The organism is Vicinamibacterales bacterium (genome assembly GCA_035699745.1).
Classification (GTDB): domain Bacteria; phylum Acidobacteriota; class Vicinamibacteria; order Vicinamibacterales; family 2-12-FULL-66-21; genus JAICSD01.
Window position 1 is genome coordinate 170,069 of the sequence record DASSPH010000032.1, and the last position, 22,401, is coordinate 192,469.

Here is a 22,401-nt window from a genome sequence, read left to right on the forward strand (position 1 = left end):
ATGCCCCGCGTCAGGCGCCGTAGACGTTGGTCTTGTACTCGCCGAGCGACGCGGCGATCGCGTCCACGGTTCGCGCGAGTCCCGCGTCCAGGCCGACCTGCGGCGCCCAGCCGAGCAGCGTGCGCGCGCGGCGGTTGTCGCTGATCAGCCGGCCGACCTCGCTCGCCGCGGGGCGGATCCGCACCGGGTCCTGCCGCACGGCGAGCGTGCGTCCGACGATCTTGCCGATGCGCTGCACCAGCTCGCCGACCGTGACCGCCTCGCCGGTGCCCAGGTTGAGCACCTCCCCTTCCACGTCCGCGGCGCGCGCCGCGGCGAGGAACCCGGCGGCGGTGTCTTCCACGTAGGTGAAGTCGCGGACCGTCTCGGTCGACCCGAGTTGAACGTCGGGTCCTTTCAGCGCCTGCGAGATGATCGTCGGAATCACCGCGCGCGCGCTCTGCCGCGGACCGTAGGTGTTGAACGGCCGCACGGTGACGACCGGCGTGGAGAAGCTCAGGAAGAAGCTCTCGGCGAGCTTGTCGGCGGCGATCTTCGACGCCGAATACGGCGACTGGCCGACGAGCGGATGCCGTTCGTCGATCGGCACGTACTGCGCGGTGCCGTAGACCTCGCTCGTCGACGTGTGCAGCAGCCGGCGCACGCCGTGGCGCCGGCAGGCCTGGAGCACGTTGAGCGTGCCGGTCACGTTGGTCGCGACGTAGGCGGCCGGCGCCGTGTAGGAGTACGGAATGCCGATCAGCGCGCCGAGGTGGAAGACCAGGGCGCAGCCGCTGACCGCGTGATCCACCATGAAGCTGTCGGCGAGATCGCCCGGCATGATCTCGACGTGCCCCAGGACGTCGGGCGGCAGCTTCTCGAGATGCCCCCAGTGGCTCAGCGCGTTGTAGTGGACGTAGGCGCGCACGGCGTAGCCCTCGCGCACCAGACGCTCGACCAGGTGACTTCCGATGAAACCGGCGGCGCCGGTGACGAGAACACGCTCAGCCATTGTTCAATGATAGGCGAGGCCCGAGAGAAGGTACGCGAGACGATCGACGTCCCGCGGCGCGTTGAACCGCCGCACCGCGAGCCAGTCGGTGCGGCGATCGTTGAGGCCGGGCGCAGTGCAGAAGGCCAGGTCGAAGCCGCCGTCGCGCACGGCTCGCTTGGCGGCATCCGACGTCGCCCCTGCCGGGTAGGCGAACGTCGCCGGCGCGCCGATGTGCCGTGCGATCCGCTCCCGGCACGCGGCGACTTCCTCCCGCAGCCGGTCGCCGTCCACCCGGGACATCAGCGGGTGGGTGTGCGTGTGGCCGCCGATCGTGGTCAGCTCGCCGACGTCGCGGATCTCTTCCCAGGTCATCACCTGGCGCTCGATGGCGATGGCGGCCGGGCGCACGTCGAGCGCGTCGAGCAGCCTCGCCAGTGTCGCCGGCTTTTCGCTGTCGGGGCGGCTCCAGACATAGCGGCGGACGTCCATGCGGACCCGTTCGCGGCCGGCGTGGTCCAGCGTCACCCGCTCCCCGTCGCGCCAGAACAGCTCGATGGCGGGGCGCGTCGACGCCCACACCGCGAGGTCCACCTGGTCCCACCAGAACCGCGCCTCGCCATCCTCGACGAACTGCGTGGCGACGAAGTTGATGGCGGGAATGCGCAGCTCCCGCAGGATCGGGTACGCGACCCTGCGGTAGTCCCGGTAGCCGTCGTCGAACGTGATCAAGACCGGAGGGCGGCGGCGATTTCCATCCACGCACGCCTCGCGGAAGTCGTGAGGAGCGACCGGCCGGCAATGACGGCTGAGCCAGAGCATCTGGCGGCGGAATGTGTCTTCCGGGACGTGCTTGAAACCGTGCGGGTTGGTGCCGACCCGGTGATACGTCAGCACGGCACAGCCCGCTGCTCTGACGGCGGCGCTCAGTTCCCAGAACGGAGATCGGGCGAGCGTCGCCTTGAGCACTCTTTTCAAATGAACCAATCGCCGCGTTCCTTGGGGTGCTCGCCTATCTTACGAGGATGCGCTGGAAAAATCTGTAATGCCGCCAAGCCCGGCCGCAATGCTGCGTTTCTCGTGTCAATCTCGTGATTGACCAGCCCCCGATTCAGCGGCCGAGCTAGGCAGATCTTTCATCCTTCAGTTGCCGCAAAATGTAGAAATTGCGCGACTTGCGTCCTGATGAGAACCGCCGACCCAGCGGCTGAGGCTGATTTCCGGGGCGTTTTTGCCCATTTCATAGGGAAACCCGCATGTGGCGTTTCCCTTGCACAAGGCTGCAGGTCAGCAGGAAGCAACAGGGTGGTGAGCTCAGGCGCAATCGTTCGCGGCGCCTGAGGCAGGAGGCGGAATGTCCCGTAGAACGATTCGTGCGGCGCTCAGCGCGGCAGCAGCGGCGGTTCTGGTACTGATTCCCGCGTGGGTGTCTGCGCAATCGGCCGAGTTCTGGACCGCGCCGCTCGGCGTGCCGGCGCCGGCCTTTGGCGTCCGCGAGACGGCCCCGGCAGTGCCGTCGAGCTGGACGCGCGAAACGCCCGGTTTCTACTACGTGGACAACACGGCCGCGGCGTCCACTGATTCGGTGCAGTACGGCACGCCCGGCGTCCCCCGCAAGACCATTCCAACGGCAATCGCCGCGGGGTCGGTGGTCGAAGTGCACGGCGGTCCGTATTCGACCAGCGTCAACATCTCGGTCGGCGGCAACGGCACGGTGACGGCGCCGATTTTCTATCGCGGCGTCGGCAAGCCCCGCATCGTCGGCACCGTCAACAACCGCAACATCGCGCTGATCGGCTCCTACGTCGTCCTCGAAGGATTCATCATCGAGAATCTGCAGGTCGCGCCGGTCGGCCATCATCAGTCGGTCCGCGACAACGAGATCCGCGGCATGACCCCGGCACCCGGCGGCAGCGCCGTCTACCTCGGCGCGCACACCGACATCGTCGTGCTGCGCAACCTGATTCACAACAACGGCGACCCGAACTATCCGGTGGAGAACGACATCCACGGCGTGCTGGTCGGCACCGGCGCCGAGCGCGCGTGGATCATGGACAACGAGATGTACAGCAACGGCGGCGACTCGGTGCAGATCAACTCGGGCACCGGCACGCTCGCGCGGCTGATTTACATCGCGCGCAACCGCATGCACGGCGAAGGGGAGAACGCGGTCGACATCAAGACCGCGCAGGACGTCGTCGTTTCCCAGAACCGCTGCTGGGGCTTCCGGCCGACGACCTACGCGTACTCGGGCTCCGACGGCACCGCGATCGTCGTCAACGACGACAACGCCCGCACCGGCGTCAACAACCGGATCTTCATCCTGTTCAACGAGATTTCCGACAGCACCGTCGGCGTGCGCACACAGTGGTACGCGATTCTGGTCGGCAACGTCATCCGCAACATCCAGAATGCCGGCGTCCTGACCTTCGGCGCGCACGACGTCCACATCGAGCACAACACGTTCTATGACGTGGCGCGTGCGGTGGAGCGATCCGGCGGCGACGTGGGCAACAAGATCGTCTACATCAACAACGTCGTCTATGCCAGGACGGCGGACGACATGAAAGTGACGGGTAACGCGACCAACGGATCGACGGTCGCCAACTCCGTCTTCGCCTCTCCGGCGCGCATCTCGTGGGCGGGCGTGATGTATACGGGGATCGCCTCGTTCGCGGCGGCGCGCGGCTGCTCCGGCTGTGTCGAAGGGGACCCGTCCTTCCTCAACGTCGGCGCGGCGGATTTCCGTCCGCGGCCCGGCAGCCCGCTGATCGGTAATGCGGCGCCCTCGGCCCTCTACTCTGCGTATCAGCAGACCTACGGTGTGAGCATCGCCTACGACGCGCTCGGCCGGTCGCGGCCGGGTCCCGACGGCCGATGGGACGTCGGCGCGCTCGAAGGGGACGGCGTCAACCCGCCCGCGGCCCCCGCCAACGTTCGTATCATCCGCTGACGCCAACCCGGGTGCGGCTCGCGCCGGTTCAGCGCGGCCACTGCCGCACGCGGGCTCCCGGCCGGAGCCCGGCGGGGCGCGGCCGCGGCACCTGTCCGGCGGCGCCCGTTGACGGCTGCCGCCAGCCTGGACGCGCCGACGGGCGGAAGCTGCCCATGCTCGCCTTCGCCGGAACGGCTGCGCTGGCCGTCGCACGCGACGTGTCGCGCGCCACTCTGATCGCCAGCGCGATGAAACACCACATCCCGACCGTCCCTTCGCGCGGATAGAACGTCTGCGCGCCGAAGGCGGCGATGGCGTAGCTGAAGGTCATGGCGAACGCCAGCCCGCCGGCAGCGGAGCGGAGCGGATCCGGATCGCGGAAGAGGCGCTGGGCGGTCCACAACACGTACAGCAGCAACGGCAGCAGCACGGAAATCCCGATCAACCCGTTGTCGAGCGCGAACTCCAGGTACGCGTTGTGCGGATGGCCGAAGTTCTCGCCGGTGTTGAGCGCCGCCTGCAGGCGCAGGTTCGTGCGCACCCACGCCTGGCGCCCGAAGCCGGCGATCGGCCGTTCGCGGATCTTGTCGATCACGAACGGCCAGATCACGTTGCGTCCCGACGTGATCAGGTGCTTGTCCGTATTGCTGCCCTGAATCCCCTGCAGCATCCGCTGTGAGATCCCCGGCGCCGCCACCAGCACGACGGCCAGCGCCACCGGCGCCAGCAGCAGGTACTTGCGCCACTTCAGCATCGACATCGCGAGCCCGACGACGCACCACGTGGCGTAGCCGGTGCGACCGCCGGTGAGCGCCAGGGCGATCGTGGTGATGCCGAACAGGCCGGCCAGCCCGAGCTGGATGCGTCTGTCGCTGAACAGCGGCCGCGCCGCGAGCATCGCCCACGCCGCGCCCGAGAACATGGTCGCGAGATCGACGCGGTGGTATCCGACGCGCCGCTGCAGGATGTTGGCGGCGCGCTGCTGCAGCGCCTCGCCGTCGAGCAGATACCCGAGCGGCATCTGCTTGATCACCAGAATCGCGAGCACCGCATACATCGCCAGCACGCCCATGACCACCCAGCGCGAGCGTTCCTCGCCGCGGCAGCCCTGGATGAGCAGCAGGGCCGGCAGCAGCCACTTGAAGGTGTTGACGCCGTAGTCGGTGATCAACTCGCGCATCGACGACACGAGGAAATCGGGACGCTGGTAGATGACCAGGTACGACGGGTCGAGCAGCAGCCGCGCCGTCGACACCGTCGTGACGAGCAGGTAGAGCACCAGCAGCGCCGTCATGATCGGCGGCACGTCCCACGTGTTGGTTTCGCGCCGCCGCGCCGCCAGCCACCCGCCGCAGATGCCGAGGAAGCCGAGGTTGAACGGGTTGAGGCCGTTGATCCCGAAGATCTCCTTCGGCATGTCCGGCCGCTCGAGTACCGCCAGCATCGCGACCAGCGCGCACAGCGATCGAACCCAGTCGCGCTTCCACGCGTACCAGATCAGGCCGAACACGAAGAGCCAGAGGGCCGTGTAGCGGATCATCGGCCGTCCTGCTCTTTCGCGGCGAGGGGAGGGTCGGACGCGGCCAGCGCGGCGGCCGGCGGCGTCTCAGCAGCGCCAAGCGCCCCGAGGCGCGCGCGCCACAGCTGCGACACGTGCTCCAGGCCGTTGTACTCGCGGGCGCGGCGGGCTGCGGCCTCCGACATCCGGGTCCAGCGCCCGGGGTCCTGCAGGATCGCCGCGGCACGCTCCGCGTACATTGCGATGTTGCCTGGCTCGATGAGGAACCCGGTCTCGCCTTCGGTGACGAGGTCACCAAGGTCGCCCACGTCGGCGACGACCGGGACCGCACCGCAGATCATCGCCTCCGCCATGGCAATCGACAAGCCTTCACTGCGCGATGTCAGTATGAAGACCCGCGCGCTCAGGAGAGACGGCAGGGCGTTGGGGACGGTTCCCGTCACCTCCACGCAGGACTGAAGGCCGAGCTCCGCGATTCGCGCCTCGACTGCATCCATCATCGGACCGCCGCCGACGATACAGGCGCGGACCGCAGGCAGGATGCGGCGCACCGCCGCGGCGATGTCGAGGAACTGCAGCGGCTGTTTGGTGGGCGCGAGCCGGCCGACGAAGATCAGGTCGTACCGGCGGTGCGCCGGCGGCGCGGCGATGCGCGCGAGGTCGACGCTGCCGGGAATCACGGCCACGTCATGGGCCGACGTCCGATCGCTGACGAATCGCCGCGCGGACGTGCCGCGGACGACGACGAGATCGAACGCGCCCGTGACGGCCAGCGCCAGACGCTCGAGCATCCGCGACGGTGCGCGCAGGCGGCCGAGCACCTGGTTCTCCGTCGCCTGATAGCCGCCGCCGATCAGTTCGATGGGGCCGCCGGTCATCTGATAACACGACCGGCCGCCCGTGAGGCGCGCCGCGGCGAGCGCAATCGTTCCGTTCGGAATCACATGGAACCCGATGAACACATCCGCGCGGGTGCGGCGGCCGATGGTCACGGTCCACACGAACTTGGCGAGGGTTCGTCCGACCGCCGTGGCCAGCCACGCGGGCGGCGGCTCGTGCCGCACGCCGGGCAGCGCGGGCAGTTCGCCGTCGCTGACGACCACGATCTCCCGCAGTCCGGCGCGCGACAGCGGCGCCATGTGCGACAGGTACCACCCGAGGTTGTGAAACGTGCCGACGACGACCGCGCAGCCGGACGGCGGCCGCGGGCGGCGCCTCCGCGGCCACAGGCGGGTCAGGAGGATCGTGCCGGCGTACCACGCGCCGACGACCGCGGCGGCCACCCAGCCGCGGAGGCCGCGAGCGCGCGCCGGCATCGCGCCGTTCATCCGTCGTACCCGTACCGGCGGTTGACGTCGCCGGCGACGCGATCGAACAGGTGCAGGTCCTCCGGCGTCAGCGTGCGACGCCAGCGCTCGTCGAGACGGATCTCGTCGGCGCGCAGCCGCGCCTTGTTGTTGCCGAGCACGTGCTGGATCGGCCCCGCCGAGTAGGCGCGCAGGTCCAGCGGCTCGACGCCGATGAACGCGGCGAGCGCGGCGAGCGTCGCTTCCGGTTCGCGGCACAGAGTCTCGTAGCGGAGATCGTACCAGCGTTCGCGCGGCAGCGCCGCGACGACGCTGTCCGCTTCCTCGTTGGCGCGGCGCCAGGCGCGGGCGCCGGCCTCGAAGGTGAATCCTTCCGAGGCGCGGTAGCTCAGGGACACGCCGCGGCCGTCCCGGACGAGACGGATGACCTTGACGTCGAGGCGCGGGTTGGCCAGGAGATATTTCAGCTGCACGCCGGTCTTCGAGGAATCGACGAAGACGTCCTTGCCGGTGATCGTGCACGCGGCGGTGACGACCGCCGCGTGCAGCGTCTGGAAGCGATCGAGGAAACCGCGCCACTCCGGCGAGAGCCGCAGTGCCGCGTCGCGAATCGCCTCGACCGCCGGCCCGCGGTGCAGCGGCCGCAACAGGCGGCGCAGGTAGGCCGTCGGCGCGCGCCGGATGTCGGTCGCGCCGCCGGCGATGTCGAGCCTGGCGCCGCGCGCCGCGACCTCGCGGGACAGCTCGCGCCAGAAGCGGCACGCGGCGATGCGCTCGCCGCACGAGCACGGGTATTCGTCCGGAGCGCCGATCGCCGGCGCCTTCACCTCGCCGATCGTGCAGATGCGCGGGTGGCTGCCGAGGAGCAGCGTGAGCAGCGTCGAGCCCGAGTGTCCGGCGCCGAGGATGTAGACGAACGGCACCCGCGGCGGCAGCGCCGGCGGCGGCGTCAGGCGCGCCGGAACCGCCGCCGCGGCCGTGCCCGGACTCACCGCGCCGCCTCGGCCACGAGCAGGCCCAGATCCTGACCGAGCTGCCGCGAGACTCTGGCGACGCCGGCTGCGTTGAGATGATCCACGTCTCTGAACTCGGCGTCGGCGAGCGTCAGTCCGCCTTCGTAGTCGAGCCAGCGGAAGCCGAACTCGCGCCGCAGTCCGGCCATCGCGGCGAGATAACGCTCGTAATCGGCGCGGCCGGTCGCCGAGATGTCGAGCATCGCGCCGCGGAATGGCATGTTCACCACGACGATCGGCACGTTCGCCTCGCGTCCCCACGACAACAGCCGGACGAACGCGTCGACCGACGGACCGCTGAAATCGTAGGCGTGCATGATCTGCCGGTAGGGGTGATCGCGCGGCAGCCCGTCGGGCGCGGCGCGATAGACGGCGGTCGCGGCGCCGACGAACCCGAACTCGTCCAGCCGGCGGCGCCCGTCGATCCGTCCGTCGCGCAGCCCCTGCTGGCGATGGCGGTAGCGATACAGTCCGACGTGATCGACCAGGAACCGGCGCAGCGGGCGAATCGGCCCCGACGCCTGCAGCGCCGTCGGATACGGCGAGGCGAACAACTGGGCCGAGTTCCGCTCCATCCACCTGTTGTGCGCGTTCAGCACGAGCGGACTGACGGCGAGCACCAGCGTGCGCGGCTTGAGCAGCGGCTCGTAGACGTGGCGGAACACGAACTCGAGCGCGGGATAGGTGCGCCCGTTCAGCGCGCCGTTGTAGATGCGCAGCGGTCCTGCCGCCGCCATCTCCTTCGGCGACAGGCCGACGCTGGCATGCGACGGGCCGAGGATGAGGACGTCGACCGGCGCGCGCCCGGCCGCCGCCATGCGGCGCACCTGCTCGACCTTGGCGGAGACCTCGTTGGAGCCCCACAGCACCGGGTCCGGCAGCCACCGGCTCCCCGCGTGCAGGAACAGCTCGCAGCCGCCGACAATCGCGATCGCGCCGACCGCGCCCGCGGGCACGCGCCACGCGACGCCGCGGAGCGCCTCAGAACTGAAAATAGATGAAAGGAATGCTTTCATCGGTCCTCAATGCGAACATCGCCAGCACCATTGCGGCGTAGACGGCCGCGCGCACCGGCCACGGCCAGGCCAGCACCGGGGTGCTCGTGCGCACCTTGCGCTGCGCCAGATCGAGCGGCACGAGCATGAACAGCGCCGCCGCGAGCACCGCGATCAGATCGGCGCGCGGCGCGCCGCGGAGCGATGCGATCCCGGCCAGGTACTGCCAGGCCTGCCCGAACGTCTCCGCCCGGAAGAAGATCCACGCGATGCAGACGAGGTGCAGCGTGATCGCCAGGCCGGCGGCGGCGCGCAGCCCGAAACCGCCCGCGTCCGCGCGCGCGTCCCGGCGATCGCCGAGCAGCAGCTTGTGCCCCGCCAGATACGCGCCGTGCAGCGCGCCCCAGACCACGAACGTCCAGTTCGCGCCGTGCCACAGGCCGCCGAGCAGCATCGTGAGCATCAGGTTGCGATACGTGGCCGCCGCGCCGTGCCGGTTGCCGCCGAGCGGAATGTAGAGGTAGTCGCGCAGCCAGGTCGAAAGCGAGATGTGCCAGCGCCGCCAGAACTCGGTGATGCTGGTCGAGAAGTACGGCTGCTGGAAGTTCTCGCTCAGCTCGATGCCGAACAGCCGCGCGATGCCGCGCGCCATCTCCGAATAGCCGGCGAAGTCGCAGTAGATCTGGATCGCGAACAGGTAGACGCCGATCACCAGGTTGGCCGTGCTCTCCGTGCCCGGGCGCGCGAACACCTCGTTGACGAACGGCGCGACGGTGTCGGCGATCGCCACCTTGCGGAACAGGCCGATCAAAATCAGCACCACGCCCGACGACAGGTGGTCCCAGGTGATCGCCCGCCGCATCTGGATCTGCGGCAGCAGCTTCGTCGCGCGGACGATGGGGCCCGCCACCAGATGCGGAAAGAAGCTCACGAACAGCGCGAAGTCCACCAGGCTTCCGGTGGCGCGCAGGTCGCGGCGATAGACGTCGACGATGTACGAGAGGCTCTGGAAGGTGTAGAACGAGATGCCGACCGGCAGGATGATGCGCAGCGTCGGCATGTCGAGCGGCACGCCGAGCGCGGCCGCGGCGGCGGCGAACGAGTCGGTGAAGAAGTTGAAGTACTTGAAGACGCCGAGCAGCGTCAGGTTGCTGACGCAGCTGAGCACGAGCAGGCGCTTGCGGCGGCGGCGATCCTCCGTCGCGTCGATCCGCCGCGCCAGGTAGAAATCGAACGTGGTCGAGAACGCCAGGAGCGTGACGAAGCGGTAATCCCACCAGCCGTAGAAGACGTAGCTGGCGGCGAGCAGCAGCCGGTTCTGCGCCCGATGGGCGAGCATGTAGTACGCCGCCAGCACCGCGGGCAGGAACAGCGCGAACTCCCAGCTATTGAACAGCATGCGGATCCTTGGTGAACGAGGGGTCCCGCCGATCCTAGGCAAGAAGCCGACCCGGACGCGAGTCCGCCACTCGGGCGTCAACTGCTTGTCAATCAGTCATTTACGGCGATCGAAGGGGCGAAAGACCCACATCGAGCAGCCTAAAGGTCGCCAATCGGCAGACTAATGTCTACCGATTGCGGGCCCGACCGTGATCCGCGTCGACAGCGTCGTCGCGGGCAGCGTCCCGGTGAGGCGCACGGTGGTCGCCGGCGCCTTCCGGTGGTAGCCGTCGCTCACCCAGCCGCTGATCGGCGCGGTGCTGCCGCGCATCAGGCTGATGGCAAGTCTCGCGTCGGGTTCGAGCCGGACCGATCCGCGGCCCGTGACCGCCTCGATGACGCCGTCCGCCGCCCGCACCTCGCAGTGCTCCGAGAAGTGGAAGTACATCGCGATCTGATGCGGCTGCCGCATCTCCAGGCGATCCGCGATCATCAGCGCGCGCGACGGACCGTCGAGATCCAGCGTGCGCGTGTGCCGCACGGGATCCTCGAGCCGCTCGTACCCGTCGTGCGCCCCCTGGACGCGTCCGCCGCCGGCGCGCGGCTCCCACGCCGTGCACCACGCATTCGCCCGCGCCCCCCACATGAACGGGCCCGCCGGCACCGACTGTTCGCGGCCGTCGATCTCGATCGTGTTGTGCGCGCGCGTGCTGCGGAAGTACTCGCGCCACTCGGGGAAGCTGAAATAGTCGTAGGTGCCGGGATCGACCAGCACGTCGATGCCGAACGCGCGCAGCGTGAAGGCGAGCGCGTCGGCGTGGCCGTGCGCCGCAATCGCGCCGAAGCCGAACTCGCCGCAGTCGAACGTCACGCTCAGGGCGGCGGCGTCGCCGCGCCCGCCGTGCTGCAGCAGGTACCGGCCGCTGTCGGCGAACGCCTTCGACGCGAGCGCCGCCGCGCCGCGTCCGGCCGCGCCGCGACCCGCGACGCCGTCGCCGACCATCCACCACGCGGTCTCGCCGTACTCGGCGTCGATCCACTCGCGGTCGCTGCGTTCGAGCAGGCGCTCGCCGAGCGCCAGCCACTCGCGCGGATCGCGGCTGTTCCCCCCGAAGTCGGCCACGTACCCGTCGTCGTAATCGCCGAACCAGGAGGGCGGCCCTCCCTCGCACATCGCCGCCGCGAAGTCGAACATCCGACGCAGCCGGTCGTGAAACACCGCGGAGAACGGGGCCCCGCTTCGCTCGGCCACGACCGCGGCGAGTGCGAGGAACTGCAGCACGAAGACGTGATAGCCGAACGCCTGTTCGCGCGACGCGCCGTCCGCGTAGGTCTGCGCCACGATCTCGTCCTCGAGGATCGCCCGGCTCTCGCCGCGCCACCGCGCCGCCCCGGCGAGGCCGGGCAGGCAGGAGGCGGCGATGAACACGCCCGCGGCCTCGCCGATGCGATGATTGTTCGCGGACGACCCCCGCGAGTACTTGCGCGCGATCTCCCAGACGTGGAGGTGCAGCGCGTTGAGGACGCGCGCCGCCGCCGCTCCCTCGAGGACCCCTGCGCCGCGGATCAAGTCGATCGCCCACACCCAGTTGATCACGCGGATCGCGAGCTCGAGCGGGCTCCGCCAGTGCATCCCCCGCCCGAACGGGCACTGATCGAGCCAGGACTCGATCTGCGCGACCAGTTCGCGCGCGAACGCCGCGTCGCCGCTCGCCCGGTAGGCGCGCCCGAGTACGACCAGCTGCTGGTGCCGTCCGGGCTCCCACACGACCTTCGCATCTCCCGTGACGCGCAGATCGCGATAGTCGATCGACGGCGCGAATCGCCCCGGCGCGATCGCGCCGGTCTCGTGATCGCGGTTCCAGTCGATCGGATCGCCGAGGTGGCGGTTCTCGAGATTGAAAAAGGAGAAGCGGTGCTCGGCGTAGGCGCGCGCGCGGCGCAGCAGACGGTCGCGCCACTGCGCTTCCGTGGAGCCCGGAGCGGCGTCGCGCCAGCAGCCTGCGGGCTGACCGCACAGTGGAACGGCGCCGGCGAGCACCGACCGTGCGCGGTCGGTGTCGTAGAGCGACGCCGGGACCAGCCCGAAGGCGATCCGCGGGCGATCGACGCCGTCGCGCACCATGCCGCGCGCGCGCCACGCCATCTCGCGCGGCGACATACGCCGCAGCCGTTTGGCGTACCAGGTCAGCGTCTGCACGGCGATGTGTTCCGGAAGGCGGCGCTCAGCGCGCGGTGCGGAGCTGGCCGCGCCGCGTCCGCAGCATCTCGCGGGCGGCGATGCCGATGAACAACAGGTTGGTGACCAGATACCGGCGCGCGAGCCGCCGCGGCTCCTGCTTCGCGCGGTAGAGCCATTCGAGGCCGAGCCGCTGCCAGGCGACCGGCGCGCGCTGCACCAGGCCCGCCGCGACGTCGAACGATCCGCCCACGCCGTGCCACACCGGGACCCCGAGCTGCCGGCTCCACCGCGCCAGGAACTGTTCCTTGCGCGGCGAGGTCATGGCGATGAACACGATGTCGGCGCGCGAGGCCTCGATCGCCCGCGCCACCGCCGGTTCTTCTTCGGCGGAGAAGTAGCCGTGATGCGAACCCGCGATGATCACCGCCGGACGGCGGCGCCGGAACGATTCGACCGCGCCGGCGAGAACGTCGGGCGTCGCGCCGAGACAGAACACCCGGTAGCCGCGCTCGGCCGCGCGATCGATCAAGGCGTACATCAAGTCGATGCCGGCGACGCGCTCCGGCAGCGACCGGCCGAGCAGGCGGCTCGCCCACACGACCGCCATGCCGTCGGCGAGCACGATGTCTGAGGCGAGCACGTCTTCGCACAGCCGCGGATCGCGCTTCATGTTGACGATCTTGGCGGCGTTCACCACGCCGATCTGCAGCGGCCGGCGGCCGGCAATCGCGCCGTCCACCACGCGGACGACGTCGGGCATCGTCACCGCGGCGACGCGGATGCCGAACAGTTCGCGAACCGGTGCGTCAAGCACGGGGATCCTGACTGGCGGCCCACGCGTACAGGAACCAGCCCCAGTGGTACGGACGGTCTTCGTAGTCGATCGCCACGGGCGGGAACAGCGCGTCCATGCCCGGCGCGCGCAGGCCGCTGTGCACGCGCGTGCACGCCGCCTGCACGAAGCGGGTGAGCTTCATCGGCTCGCGGCGCGCCACTTTCCGCCACAGCATGCCCGCCTCGTCGTCAATCAGCGATCCGCCTCCGAGCTCCGGCGCGTGCTCGAGCCAGCCAAGCCCCCGGTCGATCTCGCCGTCGAAGTTGCCGCCGCCGGCGTCCTTGATCGCGCGAAGCGCCATCGGCCCCATTGCATCCTGATGAATGGCGTAGACCGGATAGCCCTCGACGACGTCGCCTGTCCGCGGGTCGTAGTGCCAGTACCACTGCCCGGCGTCCCCCTGCAGGCGGCAGATCCGCGTGGCGCAGCTCGCCGCCGCCTCGAGCGCCGGGCCGGCCGGCCGCGAGGCCGCGGCATAGCGCGACAGCGCGAAGATCGGATACACCTGATCGGCGTAGCACGCCACATATGCGCGGCTGGTGCGGGTGCCGGTGGCATGCCGGAAGATGCCCGTCTCCGGGTTCCATGCCGTGAGCACCGACTCGGAAAGGCGCCGCTGCAGATCCGCGCCGGCGCGTCCGACATCGAGCGTCGCCGCGGCGAGCGCCCACGAGACTTCCACCGTCGGGTGCGACGCGCGCGCCTCGAACAGGCGCCGCACCTCGCGCCATGCCGGCGCGGTGTCGACGCCGATGGCCGACGCCGCCCAGGCGATCAGCGCCGCATCCCCGAGATTGCCGCACGCCGGGAGCTCCGACATCAGCGTTCTCGCCAGCGTCGCCGGATCGTACGGCAGCCGCCAGCGATCGAACCCGTCGGCGGCGAGGCCGATCAAGGTGATCGCCGAGTAGCGGTTGCTGATGCCGTCGGGCACGAGTCCGCCGCCGGCCCGCCGCACGGTGAACACGTAGCGCCCCGCCGCGTCGCTGTACATGCGCGGCAGCGCGGCCGCCGCGAGCCTCCGCAGCCGCGCGATCAGTTCGGGCATCGCGGTGGCCGCGGACGGCTCCGCCGCGGTGTCAAGCGCGAGCGGAGTCATAGGCGGTCTTGGCAGCCGGCTGGTCTTCCGCGCCCTGGTTCAGCGCGCCCGGCGGCAGGATCCAGGTGGGGGCGATGCGGCGCCCGGTGGCGAGCGTGGCGCAGGTCGCGGCGATCAGACGAAGGTCGACGATGAGCGACATGTTGCGGACGTAGAGAAGGTCGTAGTGAATCCATTGATGGAAGTCGCCGATGGCGCGCTCCGACCGGCACACCTGCCACATCCCGGTGATGCCGGGACGCACCGACAGGCGCGCCTCGCGCCACGGGATGCAGATCTGGTTCTCGCGGAAGGGCGAGGGACGCGGCCCGATCAGGCTCATCTCGCCGACGATGATGTTGAACAGCTGCGGCAGCTCGTCGAGACTCGTCTTGCGCAGCCATCGGCCGACGCGGGTGATGCGCGGATCGCGGTCGATCTTGAACTGCGGCCCGTCGACCTGGTTGGTCGTCAGCATCTCACGCTGCTTGGCATGCGCGCCGACGCACATCGTCCGGAACTTCCAGCAGCGGAACGTGCGGCCGCCGACCGTCTCGCGCAGGTCGCCGTAGAAGACGGGGCCCCGCGATTCGAGCTTGATGACGAGCGCGATCAGCAGCAGGACGGGCGAGAGCAGAATCACTGCGAGCGCGGCGAGGATCGGCTCGACCGCCGCTTTGATCCGCGGATAGAGCGCGGTCTTTCCTCCCGCGACGCCGGGATCGACCGGCATGTGATCGACGTTGATCGCCTGGTCGCCGCCGTCGAAGTCGGCGCCGATGCTGGTCGTCCCCGCGAGTACCGAATGGCGGTGGGTGCTCCCGGCGGCGACCCGCGCCCCTGGCGCGACGAGGCACTGGGCCACGACCGATCGCGCGCCGAGGCGCGCGCCGCGGCCGATCACCGTCGGGCCGATCACGCGCGCTCCCGCCGAGACGAGCACGTCGTCCTGCACGTACACCGCGCCGATCAGGTGCGCCCCCGGATCCACGTTCGCGCTCGGCGCGACGACCGCTTCGTGGTTCGCCGGCCCTGCACTCTGCATGCAGCGTTCCGACAGGTGCAGCAGCGCCCGCGGGTTCTCGAGGTTCAGCGCGCCCGACACGAGCGGCACGTCGCGGCTCGGGACGCCGCGCAGCATCAGCTCCTGGCGCAGCTCCCGCAGGTCGCTGAAATCGGAGCAGTCCGCGGCGAGCAGCGCCGCCGCGGGAACGATGGAACAGGCGATTCCGCGGGTGAAGGCCCAGGTGTGGGCGTCGTAGTACCGCTGGATGCGCCGCACCCGCCCCGCGGGATCGAGCTGCACCCGCTCGGTGGTTCCTCCCGGGTTCTCGTCGAGCGCCACGATGTGCACGGCGCCGGTCTGCGGCTTGCCGAGCTCGACGTCGATCGCGGTCCAGTCAATGGCGCCGAGCGGGAAGCAGGCCGGATCGATGATGACGAGCCAGTCCTTGAGATCGTAGCTGCTGAAGCGGGCGACGAAGTCGTGGACCGTCAGCACGTCGCGGACCTGCGAGCACGCGGCGCGAACCGCCGCGGTGTACGCCTCGGTCGGCGCGAAGGTGGCGACGACGGAGATCGATTCGCGGCACACCTGCTCGAACCGCGCGTGCAGCTCGCAGATCAGGCTGCCCGTCGTGACGGGCGCGAGGAGCAGCGACGTCCGGCCGGATCCGTCGTCGAGATAGACGGGTCGCCGATCGAGCAGAGCCGGGTAGATGGCCACGGTAAACGGCTACGGAGCAAATTGCGGCCCGCCCGGTCGTTCCGGAGGGGCGCTCTAAACTGCTGAAAAGCCTTGTAGTTTGGCGATCTCGAAACCGTGACCCGCGCCTGGACGACGAAAGTCATCCATTGGGCAGACCAATGTCTTCCTATTCGCGCGGGAGGGCGTTCAGCGGAAGGCGAGGCCGGTCGCGTCGACCGCCGGCTCCAGCGCGGGCACGGCGACTTTCTGACGAACCGTCTTCGGCGCCGCCGGACGCGCCGCCACTCGAATCGCGCCGACCAGGCGCGCGGACGGTTCGATGGTGACGCCGGTGGAGAGCACCGAGCGATCGACCTGCGCGTCCGCGCCGATCGTGCATCCATTCCACACCACCGAGCGCGACACGAGCGCGCCGCGCTCGACGATCGAATCCGCGCCGATCGACGCCGGCCCGACGACGACGGCTTCGTCGTGAATCTCGACGCCGGGGCCGACGAGCACCGGCCCGACGAGCAGCGCCGTGGGGCTGATGCGCGCGCTCGGATCGATGGTGGGCGCGGCTTCGAACAGCGCGTCGCCGATGATGCCGGCGGGCGCGGCGGTGCGCGCGATCGTGCGATGGCTCACCGCGAGATAGGTCTGCGCGTCGAGCACCTGCGGGCACTGGCTCTCGGCCTCGCTGGTGACGACGAGTTCCCCCGCGGCGTAGAGGCGCGGGATCAGCGATTCCTTGATGTCCTGATAGCCGGCGGCGGGCACGTATTCGAACGCGCGGCGGCTGAAGACGTAGAGCCCCGTCGGCACCAGGCTGCTGCCGCGGCCGGAGCCCGCGCCGCTCGAGGGCTGCACGACGATCGTCAATGCGGCGCGCGATTCCTGGTGCTCGGCGAGCACGCGCAGCAGGCTGACATCGGGGATCGTCGTGGCGTCGGCGACGACGAAGAGATCCGCATCGGTGGCGAGCGCGGCGTCGCGCGCGCTGCCGGCGGCGCCGCGCGGCGATTGATCCTCGTGGAACGTGAGCGCGGGGAGCAGATGGCGGAGCGGTTCGAGATGCTCGCGAAGCTGCGCGCCGAGACCGTTGGCGCAGATCGTCACGCGCGACGCGCCGGCGGCGCGGAGCCAGCGGAGCGGATGCGCCATGAGCGGCCACTGGCCGACCGGGAGCACGGGGCGCGGCAGCAGTTGATCGAACGCGGTCTTGCGCCAGGCGGTGGTGCCGGCGAGCACCACGGCTTCGAAGGCGAAGATATCGGGCGCCGACACCCGGTCGGGGGCGTCGGTGACACACTCACGCATGAAAGACGTCGGCATGATCTGCAGGGTGACGCGTGTGCCAGAGCAAGCGTCGTTCCCGGCTCAACAGCGGCCAGAACCGCCCATTCCCGGGCGGATCCGGCGCGTGCGCGGGAAGAGGTCGCCGAAACAGCGGACAAATGTCTGCCATTTGACTCCCGACCGCGCCGATTACGATCTTTTCATCGCCCCGTGCATCGCCGCCGCGCTTCTCGCGTCGGGGGGCGTCACCACCCCCGCGTGCGACTGCTGAAACAGCTTCTGGCTGGAGGTGCGGATGCGCAGTGTGTACGCGAGCGAGGTGTCGACCAGCATCGCGTTCACGGTTGCGAGGATCACGGATGCGAGCCGTTCCTCCTCGGTGGCGTCGAGCGACGAAACGAAGATGATCTCCAAGTGAACTCCTACTGTGGCTGGAGCGAACCGGCGCGGCACGCGGCGATCGACCAGCCTTCGTCTTGACGCCGCATCACCGCGGTGAACGGCTCTTCACCGGCCGGCAGCGGCTGTCCGTCGGCCCGCTCGCGCGGCCCGAACGTCAGGGTGCCGTCCACGATCGCGAGATCCGACTGAAGGAACCGGACCGACGTCAACACGCACTCGAGCGTGCGCGAGGATCTCCCGGAGCGGTGGGCGAACGCGCGCCCGAACGCGCGCTCCAGCTCGTGCCGCCCCTGGACGACGCGCCCGCCGCCGGCGAGCATCCGGTGATCGCCGTCCGGATCGAACACCGCGGTCACTTCGCGGACGTCGCCGCGCTGCCACGCGTTCGAAAAACGGGACCACGTATGTTTAATCGCGTCCTCGTCGCTGAGTCGCGCCGCTGCTGCTCGCATGGACACCTCCCGGAAATGCGGGGGGAATTGTCATGACGTGTGCCAGGCGAAAGCGTCCGGTTTCATGGAGAAATCGCGAGACGCCGTAACCGCTTGGCACCCCAGGGGTTGACTTTTGTCGCCTGCAGAGATGCGTAGCTGAACCGCCGTTCAGTGCGCGACGGCGCGACTGTTCGGTTGCCGTGCCCGGCGCGTTATCTCACACAGTCCGACCGCGGCGACTTGACTTTCGCCGGGGATTCGGATCCGACACTGTTAAGAAACAAAACAGTAAGAAATTATTTCGGGTAAAAGAGACACATTTTGTAACTCACTGTGTTACATGCAGTTATTAGTGAAGAGCTGGCCGCTTGCACCAACACAGTGCAATTTCTGCCTAGAAAAACCTTGACCGAGGCCCAGCTCAGTTGTTATAAAAATTTCCTCCGCCACAACAGCCGGCCCAGACATTCTCGTCAGGCCGACGTGTGTGGCTCAGTCGGAGACAGATGATGATTTTGGGCTCGTGCGAACCCATCAAGCGGCTCCGGGAAGACATCGCCTACGCCGCCAGGGCTGACGCGAAAGTGCTGATCACCGGCGAAAGCGGCGCCGGCAAGGAACTCGTCGCCCGCGCCATCCACGATGGCAGCGCCCGCGCGAGCGGTCCGTTCATGACCATCAACTGCGCCGGCATTCCCGAGACGCTCCTCGAATCCGAGCTCTTCGGGCACGTCCGCGGCAGCTTCACCGGCGCGTTCCGCGATCGTCCGGGCCTGCTCGAATCGGCCCGCCGCGGCACCGTGTTCCTGGATGAAGTGGGAGAGATGAGCCTGCGGATGCAGGGGCTCCTGCTGCGCTTCCTGGAGACCGGCGAGATCCAGCGCGTCGGCGCCGACCTCACCGTGCAGCGCGCCGACGTGCGCGTCGTCGCCGCCACCAACCGGCCGCTGAACCAGGACATCGAAGAGAAGAGATTCCGGTCCGATCTGTACTATCGGCTCAACGTCATTCATCTGGTAGTCCCCTCGCTGCGCGAGCGGCGCGACGACGTCCCGCTCCTGCTCAAGCACTTCGTCGATTCCTACGCGCGCCGCTACAGCACCGTGCCGTGCGAGTTCACCGACGAGGCGCTCGCGCTGCTGACCGCGTATGACTGGCCCGGGAACGTCCGCGAACTGAAGAACGCGGCGGAGCGGCTGGTGGTGCGCCGCCACGCGCGGGTCACGCCGGCGGACCTGCCGCAGGAAGTGCTCGCCGCCCGTCCGGCCGCCGACGCCTCCGATGCGGTCGCCGATACCGGCCGCACCAGCACCCGCGACGAACTGCTCGCCCGCCTCCTCGACGGGCGCGAGTGCTTCTGGTCGGTGGTCTACGATCCGTTCATGTCGCGCGACCTCACGCGCGACGACATCCGCGCCCTGGTGCGCGCCGGGCTCGAACGGACCAGCGGCAGCTACTCGGCGCTGCTGCACCTGTTCAACATGGAGACGGAAGACTACAAGCGCTTCCTGAACTTCCTGACCAAGCACCAATGCCACATGCCGTTCCAGAACTTCCGGATGGCCAGTGTCAAGCGTCCCGCGCCGCGTCCCGAGGAGCGCCGCACCGCGTAACACTTCTCGCGCGCGACCCGCACCGTCACCGCCGCGGCAAACGCGGCCAACGAACGCCGGCTTCCCGCCGGCGTTCGCGTGTACGCGCGCGCACCAGATCGCGAACACCGAACCGGCGTCGGAACGGTGGGGCCGGCCGCAGCGCGTGGGCTACAATCCGCGCATGCTGCGCACGTCTGCCGGTCTCGCCTGCCTCGTCGCCGCGTTCGTCGCCCTGCCGCGCGCGCAAACCGAGAAGCTCGACTACGCCGCCATCGGTCAGATCCGCGACGAGGCGCTCAATCGCTCGCAGGCGATGGATACCCTGTTCTGGCTGACGGATCGTTATGGCCCGCGCGTGACCGGCTCCCCGGCGATGGAGGAGGCGGGCGCGTGGACGATGAAGCGGATGGCCGACTGGGGCCTCGCCAACGTGCACCGCGAAGAGTTCGACTTCGGCCGCAGCTGGAGTGTCGTGCGTTTCAGCGCCCACCTCACCGAGCCACGAGTCCAGCCGCTGATCGGTTTGCCAAAAACCTGGTCGACCGGTACCGATGGACCGGTCACCGCGGACGTCGTCCGCGCCACGATCGCGTCGGAAGCGGACCTGGCGAAATACAAGGGGCGGTTGAAGGGAAAGATCGTCCTCGCCCAGCCGGCGCGCGCGGTGCGCATGCTGGAAGGCCCGTTCATCGTGCGCATGGACGGCGCGCTGGCGCGCGAGGCAGAAACGACGCCTGTCCCGGCGCCGCGCGGACAGGGCGGGCGGGGCGCGGCTCCCGCGCCCGCCGCGGCAGACGACACACCGGGCGAGCAGCCCGGCGGCCGCGGCCGTGGTGGTGCAGGCACTGGGCAGGGCAACCAGCAGTTCCTCGCGCGCGTGCAGCAGTTCTACAAGGACGAGGGGGTCGTCGCGGTCTTCGATCGCGGCAGCGACGCCGACACCGCGAACATGGGAAGCGGGCTCTCGGTGAACCAGCAGCGCCCCGACGGCGGCACGCTGTTTCCCGGGACCGTGAGCCGCACCGCCCCGCACGGCGTGCCGCAAGTCACGCTCGCCGTGGAGCACTACAACCGCATGGTGCGGCTGCTGGAACACGACGTTCCGGTGAAGGTGGACCTGGACGTCAGGGTGCAGTTCCACGACAACACCAGGGGCTTCAACATCGTCGGCGACATCCCCGGCAGCGACCTGGCGAACGAGGTCGTCATGCTCGGCGCGCATTTCGACTCGCACTCGTTCGCGACCGGCGCCACCGACAACGCGACCGGCACGACCGCGATGCTGGAAGCCCTGCGCGTGATCCGCGGGCTCGGCCTCAAGCCGCGGCGCACGATCCGCGTCGCGCTGTGGGGCGGGGAAGAGCAGGGACTGCTCGGCTCGCGTGCCTACGTGCTGGCGCACTTCGCCGATCCGCAAACGATGGCGATCAAGCCGGAGCACGCCCGGCTGTCCGCCTACTTCAACCTGGATAATGGCACCGGCCGGATCCGCGGCATCTGGATGCAGGGCAACCTGGCGGTCCGCCCGATCTTCGCGGAGTGGATCGCGCCGCTGGCGGATCTCGGCGTCACCATCCTCGGCCCGCGCAGCGTCGCCTCGACGGATCATTCCGCCTTCGACGCCGTCGGGCTGCCGGCGTTCCAGTTCGTCCAGGATCGGCTCGAGTACAACTCGCGCACGCACCACTCGAACATGGATACCTACGATCGCGTGCAGCGCGACGACCTGGTCCAGCAGGCGACCGTGGCGGCGGTGTTCGCCTACAACGCGGCGATGCGTGACGAGAAGCTGCCGCGAAAGGCCCTGCCCAGGCCGCAAGGCCGCGGTGCCCGCGGCGCGCCGTAACCGCTGCCGCGATGGCGGCTCGGGGCCGCAGTGTCCGATGTTCCCACGGCGGAAGTGCAACGGTGCCGGTGCCCCGAACGTATTGCGTGGGAATGAACCGATTCCAACGCGCGGCACTGCTCATCTCATGTGTTGCGCTGGTGGCGCTCACGGGGCGGACCACGATCGCCGAGAGCGTCGTCCGCTCGGGGACGGCCGCGATCTCGACGGATCCCGACGCGCGAAGCTGGACCATTTCCGCGCACGGCACCGCACTGACGCTCCTCATCGATCCCGCGCGCGATTTCCAGGTGCTCAGCCTGAGATCGCCGTCGGCGGAGCCGCAAGCTCTCGGAGGGCTGCCCGACACGGAGATCACCGTCGGCGGCAAGGCCCTGCCGTTCGGCAGCCGCTCCGCCGGGTTCGTTTACCAGGGCGTAGCGACGTCCGTCTCGGGCCCGACCGTCCGGCTCGATGTGACGTTTGACCTCCCACCGGCGCGGTTGCGCGCGACGCGGCATTACGCCGCGACCAGCGGATCGCCGACCTTCGAGACCTGGACGTCGTTCGCGCCGCTTGGCAGCCCGGTGACGATCGGGGATCTGAACGGCTTCAAGCTCACGATCCCGAACGGCACGCTGCACTGGTTGAACGGCCTGCAGGGGGACGATGCGAGCACGTCTCGGGACTCGGCCTTCACCCGGCAGGAACGGCTCCTCGGCGCCGGACAGCGCCTGGCGCTCGGCGCCGAGGGGCGGTCATCCGAACAGACCGTGCCGTGGTTCGCGGTAGACAGCGGCGCCGACGCCTTTTACGCGGGTCTGCTCTGGTCGGGCGCGTGGTCGCTGACGGCCGAGCGGAGGAGCAACGGCATCGACGTCACCATGGGGCTCGCGCCGATGACGACGAGCCTCGCGTCGCCGGTCGACGGCCCGCGCGCGTTCT

The 22,401-nt window shown here is 69.5% G+C and carries 18 protein-coding genes; 4 read left to right on the forward strand and 14 right to left on the reverse strand.

What is annotated here, in order from left to right:
- Window positions 1–10 precede the first annotated feature (10 nt).
- Entirely contained in the window at window positions 11–991 is a 981-nt protein-coding gene (locus VFK57_06465) for an SDR family NAD(P)-dependent oxidoreductase (protein HET7695334.1), read from the reverse strand.
- 3 nt (window positions 992–994) lie between these two features.
- The gene (locus tag VFK57_06470) at window positions 995–1,939 is read right to left on the reverse strand and encodes a polysaccharide deacetylase family protein (GenBank protein ID HET7695335.1); all 945 of its coding nucleotides are present in this window, start codon (window positions 1,937–1,939) and stop codon (window positions 995–997) included.
- Window positions 1,940–2,324: 385 nt separating this feature from the next.
- Between VFK57_06470 and VFK57_06475 the strand changes: the two genes are divergently transcribed.
- On the forward strand, window positions 2,325–3,923 hold the full coding sequence (locus VFK57_06475) for a hypothetical protein (GenBank protein HET7695336.1): 1,599 nt from the start codon (window positions 2,325–2,327) through the stop codon (window positions 3,921–3,923).
- A gap of 28 nt (window positions 3,924–3,951) precedes the next feature.
- On the opposite strand, the gene VFK57_06480 is transcribed toward VFK57_06475, so the two are convergent.
- The 12 genes from VFK57_06480 to VFK57_06535 form a co-directional block, all read right to left on the reverse strand.
- Complete coding sequence (locus VFK57_06480) at window positions 3,952–5,445, reverse strand: O-antigen ligase family protein (GenBank protein ID HET7695337.1); 1,494 nt, start codon at window positions 5,443–5,445, stop codon at window positions 3,952–3,954.
- Window positions 5,442–6,740, reverse strand: coding sequence for a glycosyltransferase (locus VFK57_06485; GenBank protein HET7695338.1), 1,299 nt, complete (start codon window positions 6,738–6,740; stop codon window positions 5,442–5,444). The genes VFK57_06480 and VFK57_06485 overlap by 4 nt, the downstream gene beginning before the upstream one ends.
- A gap of 8 nt (window positions 6,741–6,748) precedes the next feature.
- Complete coding sequence (locus VFK57_06490) at window positions 6,749–7,723, reverse strand: sulfotransferase (GenBank protein HET7695339.1); 975 nt, start codon at window positions 7,721–7,723, stop codon at window positions 6,749–6,751.
- On the reverse strand, window positions 7,720–8,760 hold the full coding sequence (locus tag VFK57_06495) for a hypothetical protein (GenBank protein ID HET7695340.1): 1,041 nt from the start codon (window positions 8,758–8,760) through the stop codon (window positions 7,720–7,722). The genes VFK57_06490 and VFK57_06495 overlap by 4 nt, the downstream gene beginning before the upstream one ends.
- Entirely contained in the window at window positions 8,726–10,138 is a 1,413-nt protein-coding gene (locus tag VFK57_06500; GenBank protein HET7695341.1) for an MBOAT family protein, read from the reverse strand. The genes VFK57_06495 and VFK57_06500 overlap by 35 nt, the downstream gene beginning before the upstream one ends.
- A 162-nt stretch (window positions 10,139–10,300) precedes the next feature.
- Window positions 10,301–12,319: an alginate lyase family protein gene (locus tag VFK57_06505; protein ID HET7695342.1), complete on the reverse strand. Its 2,019-nt coding sequence runs from the start codon at window positions 12,317–12,319 to the stop codon at window positions 10,301–10,303.
- 25 nt (window positions 12,320–12,344) lie between these two features.
- A complete protein-coding gene (locus VFK57_06510) occupies window positions 12,345–13,115 on the reverse strand; it encodes a WecB/TagA/CpsF family glycosyltransferase (protein ID HET7695343.1) in 771 nt (256 codons plus the stop codon).
- On the reverse strand, window positions 13,108–14,235 hold the full coding sequence (locus VFK57_06515) for a hypothetical protein (protein ID HET7695344.1): 1,128 nt from the start codon (window positions 14,233–14,235) through the stop codon (window positions 13,108–13,110). The genes VFK57_06510 and VFK57_06515 overlap by 8 nt, the downstream gene beginning before the upstream one ends.
- A complete protein-coding gene (locus VFK57_06520) occupies window positions 14,216–15,940 on the reverse strand; it encodes a sugar transferase (protein ID HET7695345.1) in 1,725 nt (574 codons plus the stop codon). The genes VFK57_06515 and VFK57_06520 overlap by 20 nt, the downstream gene beginning before the upstream one ends.
- A 168-nt stretch (window positions 15,941–16,108) precedes the next feature.
- Window positions 16,109–17,221: an NDP-sugar synthase gene (locus VFK57_06525; protein ID HET7695346.1), complete on the reverse strand. Its 1,113-nt coding sequence runs from the start codon at window positions 17,219–17,221 to the stop codon at window positions 16,109–16,111.
- A 168-nt stretch (window positions 17,222–17,389) separates the two neighbouring features.
- The gene (locus tag VFK57_06530) at window positions 17,390–17,614 is read right to left on the reverse strand and encodes a hypothetical protein (protein ID HET7695347.1); all 225 of its coding nucleotides are present in this window, start codon (window positions 17,612–17,614) and stop codon (window positions 17,390–17,392) included.
- An 8-nt stretch (window positions 17,615–17,622) separates the two neighbouring features.
- The gene (locus tag VFK57_06535; GenBank protein ID HET7695348.1) at window positions 17,623–18,054 is read right to left on the reverse strand and encodes an SgcJ/EcaC family oxidoreductase; all 432 of its coding nucleotides are present in this window, start codon (window positions 18,052–18,054) and stop codon (window positions 17,623–17,625) included.
- 491 nt (window positions 18,055–18,545) lie between these two features.
- Between VFK57_06535 and VFK57_06540 the strand changes: the two genes are divergently transcribed.
- The 3 genes from VFK57_06540 to VFK57_06550 all read left to right on the forward strand — a co-directional run.
- A complete protein-coding gene (locus VFK57_06540; GenBank protein ID HET7695349.1) occupies window positions 18,546–19,649 on the forward strand; it encodes a sigma 54-interacting transcriptional regulator in 1,104 nt (367 codons plus the stop codon).
- Window positions 19,650–19,812: 163 nt separating this feature from the next.
- Complete coding sequence (locus tag VFK57_06545; GenBank protein ID HET7695350.1) at window positions 19,813–21,477, forward strand: M20/M25/M40 family metallo-hydrolase; 1,665 nt, start codon at window positions 19,813–19,815, stop codon at window positions 21,475–21,477.
- A gap of 92 nt (window positions 21,478–21,569) precedes the next feature.
- Window positions 21,570–22,401, forward strand: an 832-nt coding sequence (locus VFK57_06550) for a hypothetical protein (GenBank protein HET7695351.1), incomplete at its 3' end; no start/stop codon positions are given.

Coding starts and splice junctions, on each gene's coding strand:
- VFK57_06465 (HET7695334.1), bottom strand. CDS start 991: ATGGCTGAGCGTGTTCTCGTCACCGGCGCCGCCGGTTTCATCGGAAGT.
- VFK57_06475 (HET7695336.1), top strand. CDS start 2,325: ATGTCCCGTAGAACGATTCGTGCGGCGCTCAGCGCGGCAGCAGCGGCG.
- VFK57_06480 (HET7695337.1), bottom strand. CDS start 5,445: ATGATCCGCTACACGGCCCTCTGGCTCTTCGTGTTCGGCCTGATCTGG.
- VFK57_06485 (HET7695338.1), bottom strand. CDS start 6,740: ATGCCGGCGCGCGCTCGCGGCCTCCGCGGCTGGGTGGCCGCCGCGGTC.
- VFK57_06495 (HET7695340.1), bottom strand. CDS start 8,760: ATGAAAGCATTCCTTTCATCTATTTTCAGTTCTGAGGCGCTCCGCGGC.
- VFK57_06500 (HET7695341.1), bottom strand. CDS start 10,138: ATGCTGTTCAATAGCTGGGAGTTCGCGCTGTTCCTGCCCGCGGTGCTG.
- VFK57_06515 (HET7695344.1), bottom strand. CDS start 14,235: ATGACTCCGCTCGCGCTTGACACCGCGGCGGAGCCGTCCGCGGCCACC.
- VFK57_06525 (HET7695346.1), bottom strand. CDS start 17,221: ATGCGTGAGTGTGTCACCGACGCCCCCGACCGGGTGTCGGCGCCCGAT.
- VFK57_06535 (HET7695348.1), bottom strand. CDS start 18,054: ATGCGAGCAGCAGCGGCGCGACTCAGCGACGAGGACGCGATTAAACAT.
- VFK57_06540 (HET7695349.1), top strand. CDS start 18,546: ATGATTTTGGGCTCGTGCGAACCCATCAAGCGGCTCCGGGAAGACATC.
- VFK57_06545 (HET7695350.1), top strand. CDS start 19,813: ATGCTGCGCACGTCTGCCGGTCTCGCCTGCCTCGTCGCCGCGTTCGTC.